At 35.6% G+C, this 19,807-nt stretch carries 13 protein-coding genes; 11 read left to right on the forward strand and 2 right to left on the reverse strand.

Annotation, left to right across the window (positions count from 1 at the left end):
* Position 1: 1 nt before the first annotated feature.
* From LNP27_RS10140 to LNP27_RS10170, 7 genes are all read left to right on the forward strand, one after another.
* On the forward strand, positions 2 to 1,288 hold the full coding sequence (locus LNP27_RS10140; protein WP_229941499.1) for an efflux RND transporter periplasmic adaptor subunit: 1,287 nt from the start codon (positions 2 to 4) through the stop codon (positions 1,286 to 1,288).
* 11 nt (positions 1,289 to 1,299) lie between these two features.
* Positions 1,300 to 1,899 carry a methyltransferase family protein gene (locus LNP27_RS10145; protein ID WP_229941500.1) on the forward strand — a complete coding sequence of 200 codons (600 nt, stop codon included), beginning with the start codon at positions 1,300 to 1,302 and terminating at the stop codon, positions 1,897 to 1,899.
* Complete coding sequence (locus tag LNP27_RS10150; protein ID WP_229941501.1) at positions 1,899 to 3,935, forward strand: heavy metal translocating P-type ATPase; 2,037 nt, start codon at positions 1,899 to 1,901, stop codon at positions 3,933 to 3,935. The genes LNP27_RS10145 and LNP27_RS10150 overlap by 1 nt, the downstream gene beginning before the upstream one ends.
* Positions 3,936 to 4,017: 82 nt before the next feature.
* Complete coding sequence (locus LNP27_RS10155; protein WP_229941502.1) at positions 4,018 to 4,329, forward strand: hypothetical protein; 312 nt, start codon at positions 4,018 to 4,020, stop codon at positions 4,327 to 4,329.
* A gap of 87 nt (positions 4,330 to 4,416) precedes the next feature.
* Positions 4,417 to 6,588 (forward strand): TonB-dependent receptor, encoded by a 2,172-nt coding sequence (locus tag LNP27_RS10160; protein WP_229941503.1) that lies wholly within the window; start codon positions 4,417 to 4,419, stop codon positions 6,586 to 6,588.
* A 5-nt stretch (positions 6,589 to 6,593) separates the two neighbouring features.
* Positions 6,594 to 7,388 carry a cation efflux transmembrane domain-containing protein gene (locus LNP27_RS10165; RefSeq protein ID WP_125013919.1) on the forward strand — a complete coding sequence of 265 codons (795 nt, stop codon included), beginning with the start codon at positions 6,594 to 6,596 and terminating at the stop codon, positions 7,386 to 7,388.
* 241 nt (positions 7,389 to 7,629) lie between these two features.
* Entirely contained in the window at positions 7,630 to 8,454 is an 825-nt protein-coding gene (locus tag LNP27_RS10170; RefSeq protein ID WP_132109836.1) for an RteC domain-containing protein, read from the forward strand.
* A 16-nt stretch (positions 8,455 to 8,470) separates the two neighbouring features.
* Here LNP27_RS10170 and LNP27_RS10175 read toward each other — a convergent pair whose 3' ends face one another.
* On the reverse strand, positions 8,471 to 13,867 hold the full coding sequence (locus tag LNP27_RS10175; protein ID WP_229941504.1) for an N-6 DNA methylase: 5,397 nt from the start codon (positions 13,865 to 13,867) through the stop codon (positions 8,471 to 8,473).
* Complete coding sequence (locus tag LNP27_RS10180; protein ID WP_229941505.1) at positions 13,857 to 14,291, reverse strand: DUF1896 domain-containing protein; 435 nt, start codon at positions 14,289 to 14,291, stop codon at positions 13,857 to 13,859. Before LNP27_RS10180 ends, LNP27_RS10175 begins: the two co-directional genes overlap by 11 nt.
* A gap of 336 nt (positions 14,292 to 14,627) precedes the next feature.
* Between LNP27_RS10180 and LNP27_RS10185 the strand changes: the two genes are divergently transcribed.
* The 4 genes from LNP27_RS10185 to LNP27_RS10200 are packed head-to-tail and all read left to right on the forward strand — an operon-like array spanning position 14,628 to position 19,794.
* Complete coding sequence (locus LNP27_RS10185; RefSeq protein WP_229941506.1) at positions 14,628 to 17,285, forward strand: hypothetical protein; 2,658 nt, start codon at positions 14,628 to 14,630, stop codon at positions 17,283 to 17,285.
* Positions 17,285 to 18,079, forward strand: a complete 795-nt coding sequence (locus LNP27_RS10190; RefSeq protein WP_229941507.1) for a hypothetical protein — start codon at positions 17,285 to 17,287, stop codon at positions 18,077 to 18,079. The genes LNP27_RS10185 and LNP27_RS10190 overlap by 1 nt, the downstream gene beginning before the upstream one ends.
* On the forward strand, positions 18,072 to 19,283 hold the full coding sequence (locus tag LNP27_RS10195) for a hypothetical protein (protein WP_229941508.1): 1,212 nt from the start codon (positions 18,072 to 18,074) through the stop codon (positions 19,281 to 19,283). Before LNP27_RS10190 ends, LNP27_RS10195 begins: the two co-directional genes overlap by 8 nt.
* Positions 19,270 to 19,794: a condensin complex protein MksE gene (locus LNP27_RS10200; protein ID WP_229941509.1), complete on the forward strand. Its 525-nt coding sequence runs from the start codon at positions 19,270 to 19,272 to the stop codon at positions 19,792 to 19,794. Before LNP27_RS10195 ends, LNP27_RS10200 begins: the two co-directional genes overlap by 14 nt.
* Positions 19,795 to 19,807: the final 13 nt, after the last annotated feature.

Below are 19,807 nucleotides of genomic sequence, written 5' to 3' on the forward strand. Positions count from 1 at the left end.
AATGAAATTCAATATAAATAAAATCACGTCTATCACAGCGATAATTGTTTTAATATTTACTTTTTCCGCGTGTAAAAACGATAAACAAAAAGAGGGTCAGGCTACAGAAGCAAAAGCAACCGAAAAAGCTGAAGCTCCTCACGAAGAAGAAACGCCAACCATTGCCACACTTACCGAAGAACAAATAAAAACGGTAGGCATACAATTAGGCGTAATAGAGCAAAAAGAATTAACGGCAACCATCCGAGCAAATGGTTTGCTGAAAGTTCCCAATAACAACAAAGCCAACGCAACTTCTTTGTATGGTGGTGTAATAAAAACACTGAACGTACAAATTGGAGATTATGTAAAAAAAGGACAAGTAATAGCCACTATTGCCAATCCGCAGTTTATACAATTGCAGGAAGAATATTTGAGTACTGCAAGCAGAATAACTTTTGCAGAACAAGAGTTAGCAAGACAAAAAGAATTGAACGAAGGCAATGCAGGTGCTAAGAAAAATCTACAAAGTGCCACAGCCGAACTCAATAGTTTACGTACCAGAAGAGCTTCCTTACAACAACAGATACAATTAATGGGCATCAATCCAGGTTCTGTTTCAAATGGTAATCTAAAATCAGCATTGGTTGTAACCAGTCCTTTGAATGGTACGGTTAGTAACGTTTTCGCTAAAATAGGAAGCTATGTAGATGTTTCTTCACCTGTTATAGAAATTGTAGATAACAGTTCCTTGCATTTGGATTTGAATGTTTTTGAAAAAGATTTGCCGATGCTCAAAGTAGGGCAAACTATTCATTTTAGAATAACCAACAATGCAGTAGAAGACTATAATGCTAAAATATTTGCAATAGGCTCATCTTTTGAAAACGAAAGCAAAACAATTGCCGCTCACGCCGTGGTACAAGGCAATAAAACAGGACTTATAGACGGAATGAATGTTACTGCCATTGTAAGTCTTAATAATGTAACAACTTCGGCTGTACCGAATGATGCCATTGTAAATGCCGATGGAAAATACTATATTTTTGTACAAACCAATAAAAAAGCAGAAGAACATCACGAAGAAGGCGAAGAAGAAGGCGGTCATAAAGAGGAAGAAGAAAAAGACCATAAGGAAGATAAAACCAGCAAGAATTTTGAAAAAGTGGAAGTGTTTAAAGGCGTATCTGATATGGGTTATACCGCAGTATCTTTTGTAAATGAAATTCCTGCCGATGCAAAAATTGTGGTAAAAGGAGCATTCTTTGTAAACGCAAAACTGAGCAATACAGGTGGGCACGGACATTAAAAATAGGAACTATGATTTGGTTAAAATTTTATTTGCCTTTGTATTTGGTGTTGTATATGACGGTAGCATTTGTGCTACCGTCATACCGCACCTATAAGCAAACAGGCATCAATCCGATAACATTTGGCAAAACGGATAACGCACACGATTACATCGGTTTTGTAATGAAAATATTGATAGCCTTGCTTTTTATAGCGGTATTCATTTATTCATTCAGCGATAAAGCATATCAGTATTTAGTACCCATTTCTTATTTAATGAAAGAGGTATTTTTGATAATTGGATTAATATTGATACACCTTTCACTATTCTGGATTTCAGTAGCCCAATACCAAATGAGCAACAGCTGGCGTATTGGTATCGATGAAAATTATAAAACCGAACTAATAACAAAAGGCTTATTTTCTTACAGCCGAAACCCTATTTTTTTAGGAATGATAATCAGTGTTGCCGGAATATTTTTTATACTGCCCAATGCACTTACATTTTTTCTGATGCTTGCAACTTACATCGTTATCCAAATTCAGATAAGATTGGAAGAAGAATTTTTAGAAAAACAACACGGAGAACAATATTTAATTTACAAACAAACTACTAAAAGACTACTATAATGGAACATAAACATAAATACGATGCACAAGGCAAACAGCTTTGTTGCACCCCACAAGAAGAAAAAATATATACCGATGCCAATGCAAAAAAGCTATTGGAAAAACATACCGACGATGATGGGCACAATCACGACCACTCCGACGACGACGGTCATAACCACGGAAGTAGCGATAAATCTACCTTTCAAATGTTTTTACCAGCCATCATCAGTTTCGCATTATTGATGATTGCAATTGCTTTAGATAATTGGCTTCCTCAATCTTGGTTTACAGGTTGGGTAAGGATTGTTTGGTATGTGGTAGCCTATGCACCTGTAGGATTTCCAGTAATTAAAGAAGCATTTGAAAGCATTAGAAAAGGCGATGTGTTTTCAGAATTTTTATTGATGAGCATTGCCACCATCGGAGCTTTTGCCATTGGCGAATATCCGGAAGGGGTTGCCGTAATGTTGTTTTATGCCGTTGGCGAAGTGTTCCAAACATTGGCTGTAACAAGAGCCAAAGCCAATATTAAAACCTTGCTCGACCAAAGACCCGATGAAGTAACAATTTTAGAAAACAATCAGGCAAAAACGGTAAAAGCTGAAACCGTAAACATCGGAAATATCATCCAATTAAAACCCGGAGAAAAATTAGGATTAGACGGAGAATTATTATCCGAAACAGCATCATTCAACACCGCTGCATTGACAGGAGAAAGCAAGCCCGACACCAAAACCAAAGGCGAAACCGTATTGGCTGGAATGATAAATTTAAACACCGTTGCACAGGTAAAAGTAACCACCGCTTATACCGATAGCAAGCTTTCTAAAATTTTGGAACTGGTACAAAATGCCACCGCCCAAAAAGCGCCCACCGAATTATTCATCAGAAAATTTGCAAAAATCTACACGCCGATTGTTGTGTTTTTAGCGATTGCAATTTGTCTTTTTCCGATGGTGTTTGTAGAAAATTATGAGTTTAAAACTTGGCTGTACAGAGCATTGGTATTCTTGGTTATTTCTTGTCCGTGTGCTTTGGTCATCAGTATTCCTTTAGGTTATTTTGGTGGAATTGGAGCCGCTTCCAAGAATGGAATTTTGTTTAAAGGAAGCAACTTTTTAGATGCCATTGCCGATATTAAAAACGTAGTAATGGACAAAACGGGTACAATGACCGAGGGCGTTTTCAAAGTTCAGGAAGTGGTATTAAAATCTGAATTTAATAAAGATGAAATCCTGAAAATGGTCAACGCTCTGGAAAGCCAAAGTACACATCCGGTCGCAACAGCTATTCATCAATACGTAGGCGAAATTGACAGCTCAATAAAGTTAGAAAATACCGAAGAAATCGCAGGTCACGGTTTGAAAGCCAATGTAAATGGAAAAGAATTATTGGTCGGGAATTTTAAGTTGATGGATAAATTCAACATCAATTATGATTTAGACCCGACCACAATTGTTTACACCCTAATTGCCATTGCTTACGATGGGAAATTTGCAGGATATATTACCATTGCAGACAGCATCAAAGAAGATGCACAGCTTACAATTGACAAACTGAAAGCATTAGGCGTAAAAACCACAATGTTGAGCGGAGACAAAAGCACCGTAGTAAAATTTGTTGCAGATAAATTAGGAATTAATAATGCTTTTGGCGATTTATTACCCGAAGACAAAGTAAATAAAGTAAAAGAAATAAAAGCCCAAAACGAAACCGTAGCATTCGTAGGCGATGGCGTGAACGACGCACCAGTAGTAGCTTTGAGCGATGTAGGAATTGCAATGGGTGGTTTAGGAAGTGATGCCACCATCGAAACTGCAGATGTGGTTATTCAGGATGATAAGCCAAGCAAAATCCCGATGGCAATCAATATTGGGAAGCAAACAAAAAAAATAGTTTGGCAAAATATCATTTTAGCATTTGCTGTAAAAGCAATCGTTTTAGTACTTGGCGCAGGTGGTTTAGCCACAATGTGGGAAGCCGTTTTTGCTGATGTTGGTGTGGCTTTATTGGCAATTTTAAACGCTGTACGCATACAAAGGATGAAATTTTAAAGAATAGTTGGTTTTATACAAAATGGGTAGTAATGATAACAGGGGTAGTAGTTTGTAACGTAGTTTTCAATATCTTTGGGAAATGAAACATTTATCATCCATATTAGCATTAATGGTCTTGGTCTTATCGACCTTGCCAGGCTTTATGGAAGATAAATGCTTTGACGTCATACATCAAACAACAAATAGTCAGGAAGAAGATAGCGACGGTTGCGGTATGGAATGTTGCTCGCCTTTTTCTAAATGCAATACCTGTACCGGATTTGTAATTACCTCTTTTTATGCTTTAACAACAAATTCTGCCCAACAACCTGAAAAGAAATTAAGTGTAATAACTGCCTCAGCTGTTTCAGACTTCCTCTCTTCCATTTGGCAACCGCCTAAGATTAATTAATGTTTTTAGTGTCTTCGGCACAATAACAAATTGCGGTGCTACAAACCGTCAATTCTTATTTTTTAAACATTAATAATTTTTCATATAATGAAAAAAATACTCTTTATGTCATTTTTTATGACACTAAATCTCTGTGTCTTTGCACAAAACACATTTAATGCTGTTGTTAGAAACAGTGAAAACAAAAATCCTTTGATTGGTGTGACAGCATCTATAAAAGGAACCTCGCTTGCCGCTACATCAAACGAAAACGGTCAAATCATAATAGTAAATGTTCCTGATGGTGTACAGGAAATACATTTTAGTTACGTAGGCTTTTATGAACGTATTGATACACTGGAATTTCCATTAAAGGACACCAGCGTTATTGAAATCTTACTCAAAGAAAATTCAGAAGAATTGGATGAAGTGGTTATATCTTCTACAAGAAGTACAAGGAGCATACAAAATATTCCAACCCGTATTGAATTTATCGGAAGTGAGGAATTGGGAGAAAAAGGAAATATGAAACCTGGGGATATTCGTATGCTTTTGGCGGAAAGTACAGGTATTCACGTACAAACCACTTCGCCTACCAGTGCCAATGCAAGTATCCGTATTCAGGGGCTTGACGGACGATATACGCAAATTCTAAAAGACGGCTTCCCTATTTTTTCGGGTGCTTCAAGCGGATTAGGTTTGTTGCAAATTCCACCGCTTGACTTAAAGCAGGTTGAAGTTATCAAAGGTTCTACATCTACGCTGTATGGTGGTGGAGCAATAGCAGGTTTGGTAAACCTAATTTCCAAGACACCAACGGAAGAAAGGGATTTGCGTTTTCATTTAAACGGAACATCAGGCGGAGGTTTAGACATCAACGGTTTTTACGGACAGAAGTTTAAGAAAATCGGAACAACCATATTTGCTTCGCATAATAGAAACGAAGCTTACGACCCTGCAAAAATTGGTTTTTCTGCCATTCCAAAATTTGAACGTTTTGTACTGAACCCTAAATTGTTTGTTTATTTCAATGATAAAACAAAAATGAATTTCGGTGTCAATACAACTATCGAAAACCGTTTGGGAGGTGATATGCTTTACATCAAAGGTAAAGGAGATAACACGCATCAGTATTTCGAGAAAAATAAAACACAACGCTATTCCACTCAATTTGTTTTCGACCATTTGATTAATGAAAAAAGTTCTTTTCAAATTAAAAACAGCGTGAGTTATTTTAACCGAAATACAACAATTCCCAACTATCAGTTTGAGGGAACACAAACCGCAACTTTTACAGAAGCAAATTATACCAACAGTACAGAAAAATCGGAATGGGTAGCCGGGGTCAATATTTGGACAGACAATTTTAAAGAAAAGCAGATTACTGCATTTCCGTTGAGGGATTACAGCCAAAACACATTCGGAGCTTTCGTTCAAAATTCTTTTAAGGCTACTGATTGGCTTCAATTAGAAGCGGGTTTAAGAACGGATTACGTGATAGATTACGGAGCTGTATTTTTGCCAAGAGTATCTGCATTGTTTAAGATTGCAAACGGATTGACTTCACGTATTGGAGGTGGATTTGGGTATAAAACACCAACCATTTTTACAGAAGAAAGCGAACGCCTACAATATCAAAATGTAATGCCTATTGACAACAAAATCAATAAATTGGAAAAAAGTTATGGAGCAAATGCAGACATCAATTACCGCACCTACATTGGGGAAGATTGGTCATTTAGCATAAACCAATTGTTCTTTTACACCTATCTGGATAATCCCTTGTTACTTGAAAACCCCTCTGCAAATCTGTATCAGTTCGTTAATTCTCCAGGTTATATTCATACTAAAGGAACAGAAACCAATATTAAAATTGGTTACGATGACCTGAAATTATTTTTGGGATACACTTATACAGATGCTCGATTAAACCAAAATGGAATGACTGTAGAAAGCCCGTTAACGCCAAAGCACCGCATTAATTCCATCCTGATGTATGAAATAGAAGACAAATGGAAAGTTGGTCTGGAAGCCTATTATTTCAGTCCTCAAAAACTGAATAATGGAACTACGGGCAAAGGTTACTTTATTACCGGGTTTATGGCTGAAAAGATTTGGGAAAGATTTTCTCTGTACATCAACTTTGAAAACTTCCTTGACACCCGACAAACACGCTTTGGTAGCATTTATACAGGAACAATAACCAATCCGGTTTTTAAAGACATTTATGCACCTTTGGACGGATTTGTGATTAACGGAGGAATAAAATTCAAGCTTTAAAACAAATGGAAAAAACCATATTCAATATAACTAAAATGGATTGCCCAAGCGAGGAGCAATTAATCCGTATGAAACTGCAAGACTTTGATACGGTAAAAGGATTGGAATTTGATATAGCCAATAGAAAATTGGACGTTTATCACAATGGAAACCCAGAGCCAATTTTTTTGGCTTTGGGAACACTGAACCTAAATACGACATTGGTTTCAACTGAAAAAAGCAATTTTGTTGTTGAAACAGATACAAGCAACAAGCAACGGAAATTACTTTGGATCGTGTTGATTATCAACTTCCTGTTCTTTGGATTGGAAATGTTATTCGGTATTTTTTCAGGTTCAATGGGATTGATAGCCGATAGCTTGGATATGCTTGCGGACAGTGTCGTTTACGCATTGGCTTTAATAGCTGTGGGGGGAACAATCGCCCTAAAAAACAACATCGCCAGATTTGCAGGATACTTCCAAGTCTTACTTGCTATTGTAGGTTTCGTTGAAGTGATCAGACGTTTTATGGGAATTGAAGCTATGCCCGATTTCAAAACAATGATTGTCGTTTCAGTTTTAGCATTGATTGCAAACGTATTTTGCCTTTATCTCTTACAAAAGAACAAAAGTAAAGAAGCGCATATGCAGGCTTCGATGATATTCACATCAAATGATGTCATTATCAATTCGGGAGTTATTGTTGCTGGTCTTTTAGTTAATTGGCTCAATTCAAGTTATCCAGATTTGATTATTGGGGCTATTGTATTTGTAATTGTAGCAAGAGGGGCTTACAGAATATTGAAGTTGGCAAAGTAAATCCCTAAATCTATAATTGCCTTTATCTTAGAAGAATAGGAGATAATAGAAATAAAAAAAGAGTGTTCAGGAATTGTTCTAATAAACATTCCTGAAATCTTTTAACCGATTATGGAAGAAGCTAAGCTATTGCAAATAGGCTCTATAATAATTTCAAAAAAATTCATTAGATGTGATATAGCCTACAAATTACACAGTTTATTTTTTTCTCTAACCCAAATATAGATTTCAAAATAGCCAAATGAACAAATTTTATACAGAAACACTACACAAGCTGGAAACAGAAATCAACGATTTGGAGATTGAAACCGATCACTCTATACAACGGATAGAAGCCGTTATAGGTATCATTCTAAAATGTTTGTCGGAAGTAAAGAAATATGTTCTAAACAGAGGATTTAAGAATATTGGGGAAGAAATCCACTTTTTCAAACATCAGAAGCCTATTATTGTTTCAAAACTTATTTACTACAATGCCATATATAAAATTGAGGCGAAAAAGCCTTATGGAGCAAAACCAGTCAGAAAATATCTTAACAAAGAACTAAAAAAACTCAAAGGGTTCTTTGACAATAACATTGATTTTTATAAATATTACCGCAGTAATAACTCCTTTCTTGACGAAAGATTTTTTGTTCGTGGCAAACACGATATAAAACTATGGTTGGACACAATTTATTTTGAAACTGACCAAAGCTTCTCTACATCCCACGATTATAAAGTAGCTAAAATCGTAGCTAATGATTTGATACAAGTTTACATTGAAAACCAATTGAATACTAAAAACTATAATAAGATTTCTCATGAATCTCCTTTAAATTGGACTGGTAACAAAACAGCATTAACCGAATTGATTTACGCATTATATTCACTAGGCGTATTTGAAAACGGAAATGTTGACATAAAGCTTATCTCCAAAACTTTTGAAAGAACCTTTAATATTGACTTAGGTGATTTCTATCATACGTTCATGGAACTTAAATCCCGGAAGATAAACCGAACAAAATTCCTTGACAGCCTCCGAGATGCATTGATTAAGAAAATGGACGAACAGGACGAAATGTAGCAAATTCTTTTGCATATTACAATACTCCACGTGGTAAATGAACACCTTTTATCCGTACAATATTCTCCGAAATGCTTGGCGTTTGCTTTTGTTTTTCGGTTTGTTCCGCAGGTTCCTCTTTAGTTTCCTGCGTAATTGATAACTGTATCTTTCGTTCAACGGCGGCCAGTTCGGTTTTGAGTTCGCTCAATCGGCTTTCCTTAGACCACGTACCATTTATGACCTCCTGAAGAATAGGTAGGTCTTTTTGTATTTCCGTAATTTTCTTTTGCTCCTGCTCAATATATCCAGGCAATTTTTCCAGTGCGTTAAGGAAGTTCATAGCAGCTAGCTTTTCATCTTTAGCGATTAGACCATTGTTGTAGGTATATTTGATATTTCCCTCGCCTTGCATCAAAAAACGATTTACACGAATATCCACACCGTCTTTTTGTGACATTTCCGTTTTTACCAAAAGCTGAAAACCATAAAGACTTCCGATTTCCTCGTAATCACCACCTGTACGGGCTTTATCCGCAAGCTGGTTGAGTTTTGCACCGATTTGTTTTATATCCGCATTGGGCGGTAAACCGTCCAACTGAACAGGATTGGTAATAGTACCGTCAGAACGTTTTTGGATACGTCCTTGCAGATTATTCCAATCTAGGCTCATACGGTCATATCGGGATTGGGCTTTGTCCAATTCAGCCGTATAGTCTTCCAATTTGTACTTCGCACTATACTTTGAACGGTTGAAAGCCTGTTTTTCGCTTTCCAATCCGGCAATCTGTTTTTCTAATTTGGCTTTATCCAACAAGTCTGTATTTCCTGAAAGGATAGCCACATATTCCGAGAAATTCATTCCCGATTTTTCGTCCATACTTCCTTCATCAATGGTACGTTTGCCGAGGTTATTGGTTTTAAGCTGGTCTATAAAAAGTTGCTTGTTGTACAAGAGATTGAACTTATAGCTATCCAACGATTTTTCTGTAGCATAAATAATTACATCCACTTTATTGTTTGCGAAATGCTTGGCAATTTCATTACCCTTTCGTATTGCTCTTCCATCCCTTTGGGTAAGGTCGCTTGGTCGCCAAGGCGTATCTAAATGATGAACGGCAACGGCTTTTTTCTGTGCATTCACGCCAGTTCCAAGCATACTTGTAGAACCGAAAATCACACGAATTTTACCCTCGTTCATATCCTTGATAAGTCCTTTACGCTGGTTATCGTTTTTGGCTTCCTGTATAAAACGGACTTCGTGTGCCGGAATACCGTGATTTTCCACAAGTTTGCGTTTTATTTCAGAATATACATTCCATTCGCCAGGCTTGTAGGTGCCGAGGTCGGAAAAGATAAACTGTGTACCTTTCAGTGCATTGAATTTGTTGTAATATTTCGCAATGTTTGTCGCACAATGGGATGCTTTATTGTCGGGATGGTCATCATACCTACCGCCAACCATTCGCATATCTAAAGACATTTTTCGGGCATAGTCGGTAGCGATAAGCATTTTTGCTTTTTCTTCTCGTTGCGATAAAGGTGCTCTTCCCAGCAAAGTCGCATTACCCGATTTTGCAAAATCCATCAGATTTTGGATAAATGCTGTCTGGTCGGGCGTTGGTGGAATGTTATACAGTATTTCGTTCTTTTCAGGGCGGTCAATGCCAATATCTTTTGCCGTTCTGTAATCTGTAATTTCAGAGTAGAATTGTGCCAATTCTGGCACTTTAATAAAGTATCGGAAACGTTCTTTTGCTACAATATTGTTGGCAACCGAGAATTCATAATCCGTAGTTTTTCTTGCATAAATAGCAGACCACGCATCGAAACAGTTAATTCCTTGCTTTTCCAACGCTCTTGGTCTCAGGTATTTGAACAAAAGGTACAATTCCGTAAGTGAATTACTGATTGTTGTTCCGGAAAGGAAAGTCGCACCCATATCCGCTTGTATTTTGTCTTGAATGGTTCGAATTGCAAAAAGCAGGTTCATTGCTTTTTGGCTTCCATCTACATTTCCCAATCCGGCAACCCTTGTGTGGCGTGTGTTGAACATCAAATTTTTGAATTGATGGCTTTCGTCCACAAACAAATGGTCGATGCCCATCATTTTGAAGTCTACTACATCATCCTTTCTGTTATCAATATCGTGTTGCAGGGTTTTCAGTTTTACCTCAAGATTTTCTTTCCGTTTGATAGCACCCGCAAGCATCCCTCGTGTAACTTCACTGCCTTCAGATTTTAGAGCATCGAGATTTCGCTCTACACTGTCTAATTCAATTTCGAGAATTTCCTTTTGCATTTCGGGCGATTGCGGTATCATACCGAACTGGTCGTGGGTTAATATCACACAATCCCAATCGTTGTTTTTAATATCCCCGAAAATCCGCAAGCGTTTTTTGGGCGTAAAATCTTCTTTGCCAGGATAGAGAATTTTTGCGTGTGGATAGGCGGTTCTGTAAGCTTCTGCAATTTCGTGAACGTTACTTTTTAACCCGATAATCATCGGTTTGTGTGCCAAACCCAAACGCTTCATTTCTTGTGAAGCCGTACACATTACCAATGTTTTCCCAGCGCCAACTTCGTGGTCGCAAATAGCACCGTTGTTCAGCTTTATCATCCAAACAGTATCTTTCTGGCTCGAATACAAGTCTTCAATACCTAATGATTTTCTATCCAAACCCGGAAATTCCTGATGGCTTCCATCATAATTCGGTCGTACAAAACAGTTGAATGTGTTGTTATACTGGTCGGTCAACCTATTTTTAAATTCATCGTTTTGAGCGTGAAGCCAATCGGTAAAAGCAGTACGGATTTCGTCAATCTTGGTATTCGCCACCTGTACGGCTTCCATATCCCTGACCTTGACTTCTTGGTCACCAACCTTGATTTTTTTGGTAATGTCTGGTGTGGTATTTACGAGTGCGTGTTTAAGCAAAGCAATCCCATCAAAGGTTCTACTCTCTGATTTTACGGCATATTTATCCCATATATGTACATTCTTTTGATTGCACTTTACCGAAAAATCATCCGAACTTTCGGAATAATGGATATTGACTTCCGTATCAAACAAGTGCGAAGCAAAACGGGCATAAATCCCTGTGGGTATCCAGCGTTCGCCGAGATTGAAATCCAGTTCTTCAAACTCAATGCGTCTTGGTTTGGCTTCTTCCAAAACCGTAAGACTTACTTTGGCTTCTGCATCATCGGGACTACTTTCAAGATAGGCTTTGACCTCTTCAGATTTCTCTACTATATTTCCAGCAATCCATCGTTCGGCTATATCATATTCCTTTTGTAAAGGATTATAGAAAATACGACCGTGTAGGGCTTCTTTCAAAGCATCGGCAGGCATACTGCTGATTTCGGACATATAATACAAATCCACCTTGCCGTATTTGTTCAGTGATGATGCTAAAGCCTCATCGGGATTGTCTGTTGCTAAAATAGTAGTAGAAAAAGTAACGGGACGACTGAATATATCCGCCTTATGCACCACACCACCAACTACACGTTCCAGATAAGGAATTTCTTTCCCTGCACTGTCTGTTTTAATCAATTTGATATTTTCGGCACTGTTCAAATTGCCATATCTTTTTACAAAAACATCATACAAATTATTCAGCGTTTCCCTTTCTACTGTATGTTCGTTTTGCTTTTCGGCTTCCTTTTGATACAAATCGAGATAGCTATCTCTTACTGAAATGTAGGCTTCGGCTCTTACTTTCTGGAATGATGGTAATTGCAAGGGATGGAACATTGCCGTTGCTCCATTTTTATCAACATCTTGCAAATGACCAACCCAACCATTATCTATAACAAGACAATCACTTCGATGAAATGATTGTAATCCTTTGCTGTATAGAGCAGGTTCGGGAATGGTACTGACAACGGTTTGCTTTTGAGCCTGACCATTTCCGTTTAAGCCCGAAAACAGGTCGCCGATAACTTCCTCTTTTTTGCTGACAGTTGAAGTATTTCCATTGGTATTTCCATTTGAAATTGGAGGGATATAAGGTGGTTGTATCGCCGAACTGAACAAGTCTGCTTGGCGAACAATATTGGCTCTTCGCTTCGTGGAAGTTTGCCTTTGAGTTTGAGTACCTTTTTTTGGTGGAGCAATAACCGCTACTGGTTCGTCCACATTTTCAAACAAGTCGAAAATGCTTAATTGTTTTAATTCATTTGGATTTTCCTGAATGGTTACAGGTGTTGGTTTAATCGTTATAGGCTCTACAATGGGAGCTGTAATAGTTGTTGTAATTGGAATTTGTATGTTCGGCTCGCCTTTGTATAAACTCAAATTCAGATGATTTTTAAAATCTTCTGAAAGCATTTTTTTAAGGTCTTTGGTAATTCCGGTAACGCCTTCTTTATGCGTATAAATTAAGGCTGGTTTTCCATAAGGGTCGGTGTCTAATTTTCTATCTGTATGAACAATTCTTGTGCTATCCTGAAAAAAAACATTGTTTGGTGTATTATATTCTGTTGTATTACTTTGGCAAAACAGTTCTTCCACTTCGGTCAAACTTTGTTTTGCCGTATTTTTTTGCAGGATAATCAGGTCGCTTCCAACTTCTGTACCTGCATATTCAGTAAACAGATTATTTGGCAATCTAACAACCGAGACCAGATTACTATTCTGCATCAACGCCCTGCGTATCGGTTCGTTTTTTGGGCTATTTAGAATACCCTGCGAAGTAACAAATGCCAACAAGCCACCGTCACGGAGCATATCCGTTCCTTTTAAAAAAAAATAATTTTGGATGCTTCGAGATGCCTGTATTTTTGCTTCGTCTTTACTTCGGGAATAAGAAAGGTCAAAAACGGAAGTATCACCAAAAGGGATATTACTTGCAATTACATCATAAGTGTTTTGTTCCTTTTGGGGTATTTCCTCAAAACCACTTACACGGACATTGCTTTCGGGATAAAGCTGTTTTAAAATCTTTCCTGTAAGCAAATCCTTTTCATAAGCAGTAATACTGGCTTTTTGATTTTCTGAAAAGGATTGTATGAAAGACCCGATACCTGCGGAGGGTTCGAGGAATTTATCAATGTTCAGACCGTTTTCACGCAAAGTTGCGGAAATCGCATCTATGACCTGTGGCGGTGTATAAAAAGCCGTCAGAACAGAGCTTTTCATACTATCCACATACCCTCGGTATTGCTTTTCGTCTTCGGAGTTTTCTTTTAGTAGTTGGTGGAGCTCTTGTGTAGTTGGAAATAAATCGTGTTCTGTTTTTCGCCAATTATTAATATCTATTTCATTTCCAATAGGGTTCAACACGAATTTAAGACCGCCAAATCCGCTGTATTGCATCATTAGCAGTCTTTCACCTACCGTGGCTTGCCGTTTCTCCTTTTCTAGTTTAAAAGCAATTCGGAGGGCATCAATGTTTTGTTGGAGATGTTGCTTTTTACTAAAGCCCATTTTCCGCTATCCATATTGCAATAGTTCCGGTTATTTCGGTGTAGAGCTGGTCGTACTCATAACCATAAGCGAAGTCATCAGTTAGTTCATAATTGGAGAAAATAGGTTCACAAACACGGAACATTTTCAAAGCAAATGGTCGCAATTCTTCATCTGCCATTAGGGTGTCGAACTCATTACAAACCACCTGAAACACGGTATCGAACTTGGAAAAATGTAAACCGTCAAAAAGAATATAATTGGCTATTTCGATACATTTTTCAATATCATTTCCCGATTGAAAAGCACCTTCATAAGCGTTGCTTGCCCAAGAGGAACGCTGGTTTATAAATTTTAGGTCGTTTGCTTTTTCGGGGAAACTGGTGTTTAATAATTCTTGTAATCGTAATCTGAAATACGAAAGGTCTTTTTGTTGTGCAGCCATACTTTAATTTTGTTTAGAATTTCGCTTAAAATCTAAAATTAGGGCAGGAAATGAAAGCTATTAAAGAGATGGCAGGGTTTGGCTTCTAAAGGTAGGTTTTGACGGAATTTTGAATACAAGTAGCCGAAATAAGTTGTATTATTGTGTATAAAAAATGAATATATCTTTTGCTAAATACTATCTAAAAATTCTACTATTTGGGTATTAGTGCCAATTATCAGAAGAAAACGATAGTAAATAGAATGATAGATATAAATAAAAGCCAACCGAATATTCAATTACATTTGAATTTTTTAACCCGCAACATCTTAATATTAATGTTATAGAAATTAGACAATGTTAAAAAGAATCGTAATACTTCATTCGGAAATTTATTCAAAGGCTGATATTGAGTTAGGTGACTGCGATTCATTACAAATAGTTGGGCCTAATAATATTGGGAAAAGTACTTTAATTTATGCTCTTAACTTTCTGTATATCATAGACGGAAAGCAAATGACTTTTAGCGGTAATAGGACAGGTGACAAAACGACAATAAATCATTACTTCCCTTCTATCAATTCGAGTTACATAATTTTTGAAATTTTTAAAAAGAGATATTATTGCATATTGGTAAAGAAAAATGCAGAAGGAAATCTGGACTATTACAAAATCGACAGTGATTACAAAGAGGAGCAATATTTTGAGCAAACACCAAAAGGACAAAAACTAAAGAAATTTGATTCTTTGCTTGCCGAGTTTTCTTCATCAGGTGTAGATTACAGCAAATATTCCAATAGACGAGACCTCTTTAATTTTGTTTATCAAAAAGGTAAGAAAAATAATGGTGTTGTGTGGTTAAACGAAGGAGCATCACAAGATCAGAGAGAAATTAGCAACAACTTCTCAAAAATCTATCGCTACCTGATTAACTCTAAACTTATTGACAACAAAACTCTTAAGGAATCTTTGATTATTGCTGACAATAGAGAGAACGAGCAAGTTGAATTTTCTAAGAAAAATCAAAAGGATATTCAAACTCTTTTAAAACACAATAAAGAAATAAAGGTAATCAAGAGTATTCAGAAAAGTTTTTCTGATTTTAAAGAATTCGTTAATCATTATAAAGCTAAAAACCAGATTCTTTCAGAAGTGGTATATGCATTTGACGCACTTTATTCATCGGTCAACATTGACCTAAATACAAGCGTTATAAAAAAGAAGAAAGAAAGAGAAGAACATCAAGTTAATCTAACAGAGACTTTGAATCCAAAACAAAGTGAGTTAAATCAAAAAATTGGTGGATTAAAAATTACAATATCACACAAGCAAACATCGATTGATTCACTAAAACAAAAGATTTCAACGATTAAGTCTTACGAAGGTATTGACTTTCTGAAGCAATCATTAAGCAACTTAGACACCGATAGGAAAAACATAGAGAGCCGGCTTACTCAAATTGAAAATCAAAATCTAAGTAGTCGTGAAATAGAAACGAAAATTTTAAAACTATCTCAAGACATTTCAAAACTTGACGGGCAAATTGAAACCTACTCAAATTTGCTCATTCATCAGATTAGCAAAAATGTTGAAAATAAAGAATTTCTAAATGCAATTCTTTCTGATTCCATTACCGCACTTCCGAAGGAAAATATTCAATCAGGTATTGAAAAATTAACCGATGTAATGAAAATCTTTGATGGTGCAATTTCAATTCCAAAAGATTTTAAAGGCAAGCCTATTGCTTCAATTGACGAATTGCGAATTCGAAAAGATGAAGCGTTGAAAGAAAAGGAAATTAATGAACAGTTGTTGCCAATTGCGAAAGACCTGGAAAAATACCGTTCCGAACTTCTAAAGGTTCAGCACAAAATCAAAGAAGTTAACAATAAAATCGAAGAGCTAAGTTCTTTACCAGAAGTTGAAAAAAACTTAATCAAAGTAGACGGAGAGCAAAAAGAACTAATTCAGCAAAAAGATGAAACAGAAAAAGAACTAAGAATAACCGAAGAAACGATTGGAAAAATAAATCAAGCAATTGAAATTTTAGCAAAAGATATATCTCAAAAAGAAGGCAGAATTTCTAAGATTCAAGAATGGAAAGTAAGGATTGAAGAATCGGGAATTAAGCCAATCGAATATCAAACAAATGAATCACTTGATAATCTTTTCAAAAACTTTGAGAGAAACTCAATTGAGCGAGAAGATATTAAGAATAAAAAAGAAAGATTGTTTGAAAATCTGAAAACTAAAACGGAAACTGTTTTTGCTTCAGAGGACGAATTTATCAAATATTTAGATTCTGAACTTGTAACTCTTGACGACAAACAAAAAAGTATTGACGCATTATTGAAAAATATCTCAACACAATTCTCTATTCCTTGCAAAACGCTTCAATCAAAATTTCAAGAGTTTCAAGCGTTTATTAACAATCAATTCAATTCTAAAATTAGAAAAATTAAAATCTCAGATATAGATTCTCTTAACATTGAAATTATTCCAAACGAAGCTCTAATCAAAGATTTAAAGAAGATTATGGAAATCAGAGACCTAACTTCAGAACTAATCTTTGACGATCAATCAGAAAACCTTAATGTTCTGAATAGATATCTGGATAACCAAGCTATAATTGAATTTAAAGACCTTTTTGACATCAGATTGCACCTTGACAAAAAAGGACATCACAAAGTTGTCGATTTAAGAAATCAAATAGAATCTGACGGAACAGACAAAATGATTAGAATGGTGATTATTATGTCAATCATCCATCAGATTGTAATTAATGACGTTGAAAATAAAATCGTGATTTTTGTGGATGAGATAGGTACAATTGATGAAGCCAATAGAATTGAAATTTTAAACTTCTGTAAGGAGCATAATTTTATACCAATATCAGCCGCACCACTGCATCCTTATGACGGTTTTGATAAATACTATTTAGTGAGACGAAGTAATGGGAAAATAGTTTTAAGTGAGAATAACGGAAATGTAATCTATCGTAAAAAGAAAACGTAGTGAATCAGACAGATTTTAGAACATACAAGAAATTAAAAGATGATGCTTTCCTCACAGAAAAGGCAGTTCCAAAAACTGTATTGAGTTCGCCTCATTTCCAAGGATTAGTCTTTTCTTTAATTCTTGAAAAAACAAAATCAGGAAGAGGATTCAGATATGAAGTAAGCAAAGTAACTGAATTTGAAAATTTCTTTAAAACCCATTTCCCCGAAGACATCGAAGTTAAAGACAAGTCTGACAATGTTAGAAAATTCAGAAATTCTAAAATTCAAAAAACCGTATCTACGCCAATTTTTATGCTAAGAGGATATGATACAGTTTGGATAAATGGCCAAGAATTGAATTTAGAGGACTACACAAAAAAATTTCAACTATTTGCTTGTAATGCAGAGAAAATTGAAGCAGAACGTATTTGCATTGTTGAGAACTTGGACACTTTTTTAGTTGCAGAAAAACTGCTAGGTAAAAATTACGTTTTTCTTCACAAATACGGACGAATAGGAAAAGAATCACTCAGCAGTCTATATACAAATCACTTACTTGTTTTTGTTGATTACGATTTTAACGGACTTGAAGAATTTCTTAGAATAAGAGAGGTATTTGAATTTGCCCAATTACACATACCCGAAAACTACGATGAACTTTTTGGAATGTATTCTCAAAGCCTAAAAGGTAACAAAGCCGAAATGACAAATAGAATTAAACAAAGTTCAGACGTTAATGTGGTTAAGATTAGAGAAAGTATAATAAGAAACAACAGATTCTTAGAACAACAATATTGGAAATATGATTAAGTCAGAACCAAAATCAATATTGCAGTTTATGGCAAGTCATTATGAGTTGTTAAGAGACCTTTTTGACATACAGGTCAAGAACGACATTATTACCAAAGAATCTCTAAATGTCTGTTTAGAGAACTATGATAAGAATATTCAGGCACAGCTAACAGAATATCAAATATTAGTTGAACAAAATGATGATTTTGCTTTCAACGAGCCGTATTTGATTCTCTTTGAGTTTATCCATCAACAGTTTAAACCTCTTTTACCAGAGGAAATTGAACATTTTGGGCAAGCAATCAGAGCATTATTTCTAAAAATCAGAGAAGGAATAAATGATGATAAAAATATTTTGTTGGAAAGAATTGAGGCCTTGTCAAACCAAATAAAAAAGTTTACAAATGCTGTTGTAAATAATACCAAAAGTTTATTGACAGAATCAAAAGAACTAAAAGCGAACAATAAGAAAATTGATTACCAAGAAAAAGTCCATAAAGCAAGGTATCTGATTGAAAATTATATATCGCCACTTAATACAATTTTAGATGTAAATCATAGTCAATCCATCTACAACGAATTGCTAAACGTTTCTCAATTTTCTAATGTAAAGAGATTTGATTATGGAGATGAAAGTGTAAGACGTGAATTTGAAAAACTTTATCATCTACTTCGTCAAGTCGGGAAAGACTTACACACTCAATCAGTAATTCTCACAAACGAACTATTGCCGTTAATTGAGAGAATAAAAACCGAAAGTCAATATTTGAGAGGCTTTCATTTTTACCTAACCAATGGAAACTGTTACAAAGAAATTGAACCACCTCGCATATTGGTTTCTACTCGAGATAATATTTATAACAGATTTATTTATGAAAACACGAAAGAATACTTTGAACAATTCAAAAACGAAGCTGAATTAATTATCGCTGAAGACACCCAGCAAACGAATGATTGGCTTTTTGATAAAGCAAAATATAAAGAGACTTTAAACAAAAATTTGCCTGTAGAGGATTTTTTTAAATGGTGTGAGAATTCTATCAAACAAGAAAGTGAGAATTTTTCCTTTGACAATTTCTTTATGGTAACAAGTTTACTTTTTGAAGATGAATATGAAATTACAGTATGCAAAGAAGGAAGAAAGATTACAGTTTCTAATGACAAATCAGAACTAATTATGCCGAAACTTACAATTAAGAAACAAGAAGATGTATCCAGATAAACATAAAGAGATTGTCACTTCACTGATGGAAGGAAAGTTCATTACGGTTGAGGAATTGTTGTTTGAAACCATCAAGAAGAATGAAGATTTTTATATCAAGTTTTTTGAAACTTCTTTTGGTTTTGAACTTATAGGCAATCACGAATTTTATTACTTGGTTTCAAGTGAGACAAATGAAAACACTTCAAGAGATATTTCTATTTTCTTTTCAATTTTATGTTATGAACTTGACAAGGATGGAAAGAATTTTTTAGAGGAACTTAATTATTCAGAATTTTATATTGACGAAATTCTTGAATATTTTAAAAATTCATCGTGGTTAGATGTTATTAAGGCTAACAAGCAACTGTGCAATGAAGAGAGTTTAAAGCGACATATCGGAACTATGGTAAAAAGAAACATTGCTGTAAAACAAAGTAACGACAGATATTCATTTACAAAAGCACACAAATTATTTATTGACTTCGCAAAAGACTTAGTAAGGGACGATAAGAACGAACCCAATAGATAACCGCAAACACATT

It is taken from the genome of Flavobacterium galactosidilyticum (assembly GCF_020911945.1).
In the GTDB taxonomy this organism is placed as follows: Bacteria; Bacteroidota; Bacteroidia; order Flavobacteriales; family Flavobacteriaceae; genus Flavobacterium; species Flavobacterium galactosidilyticum.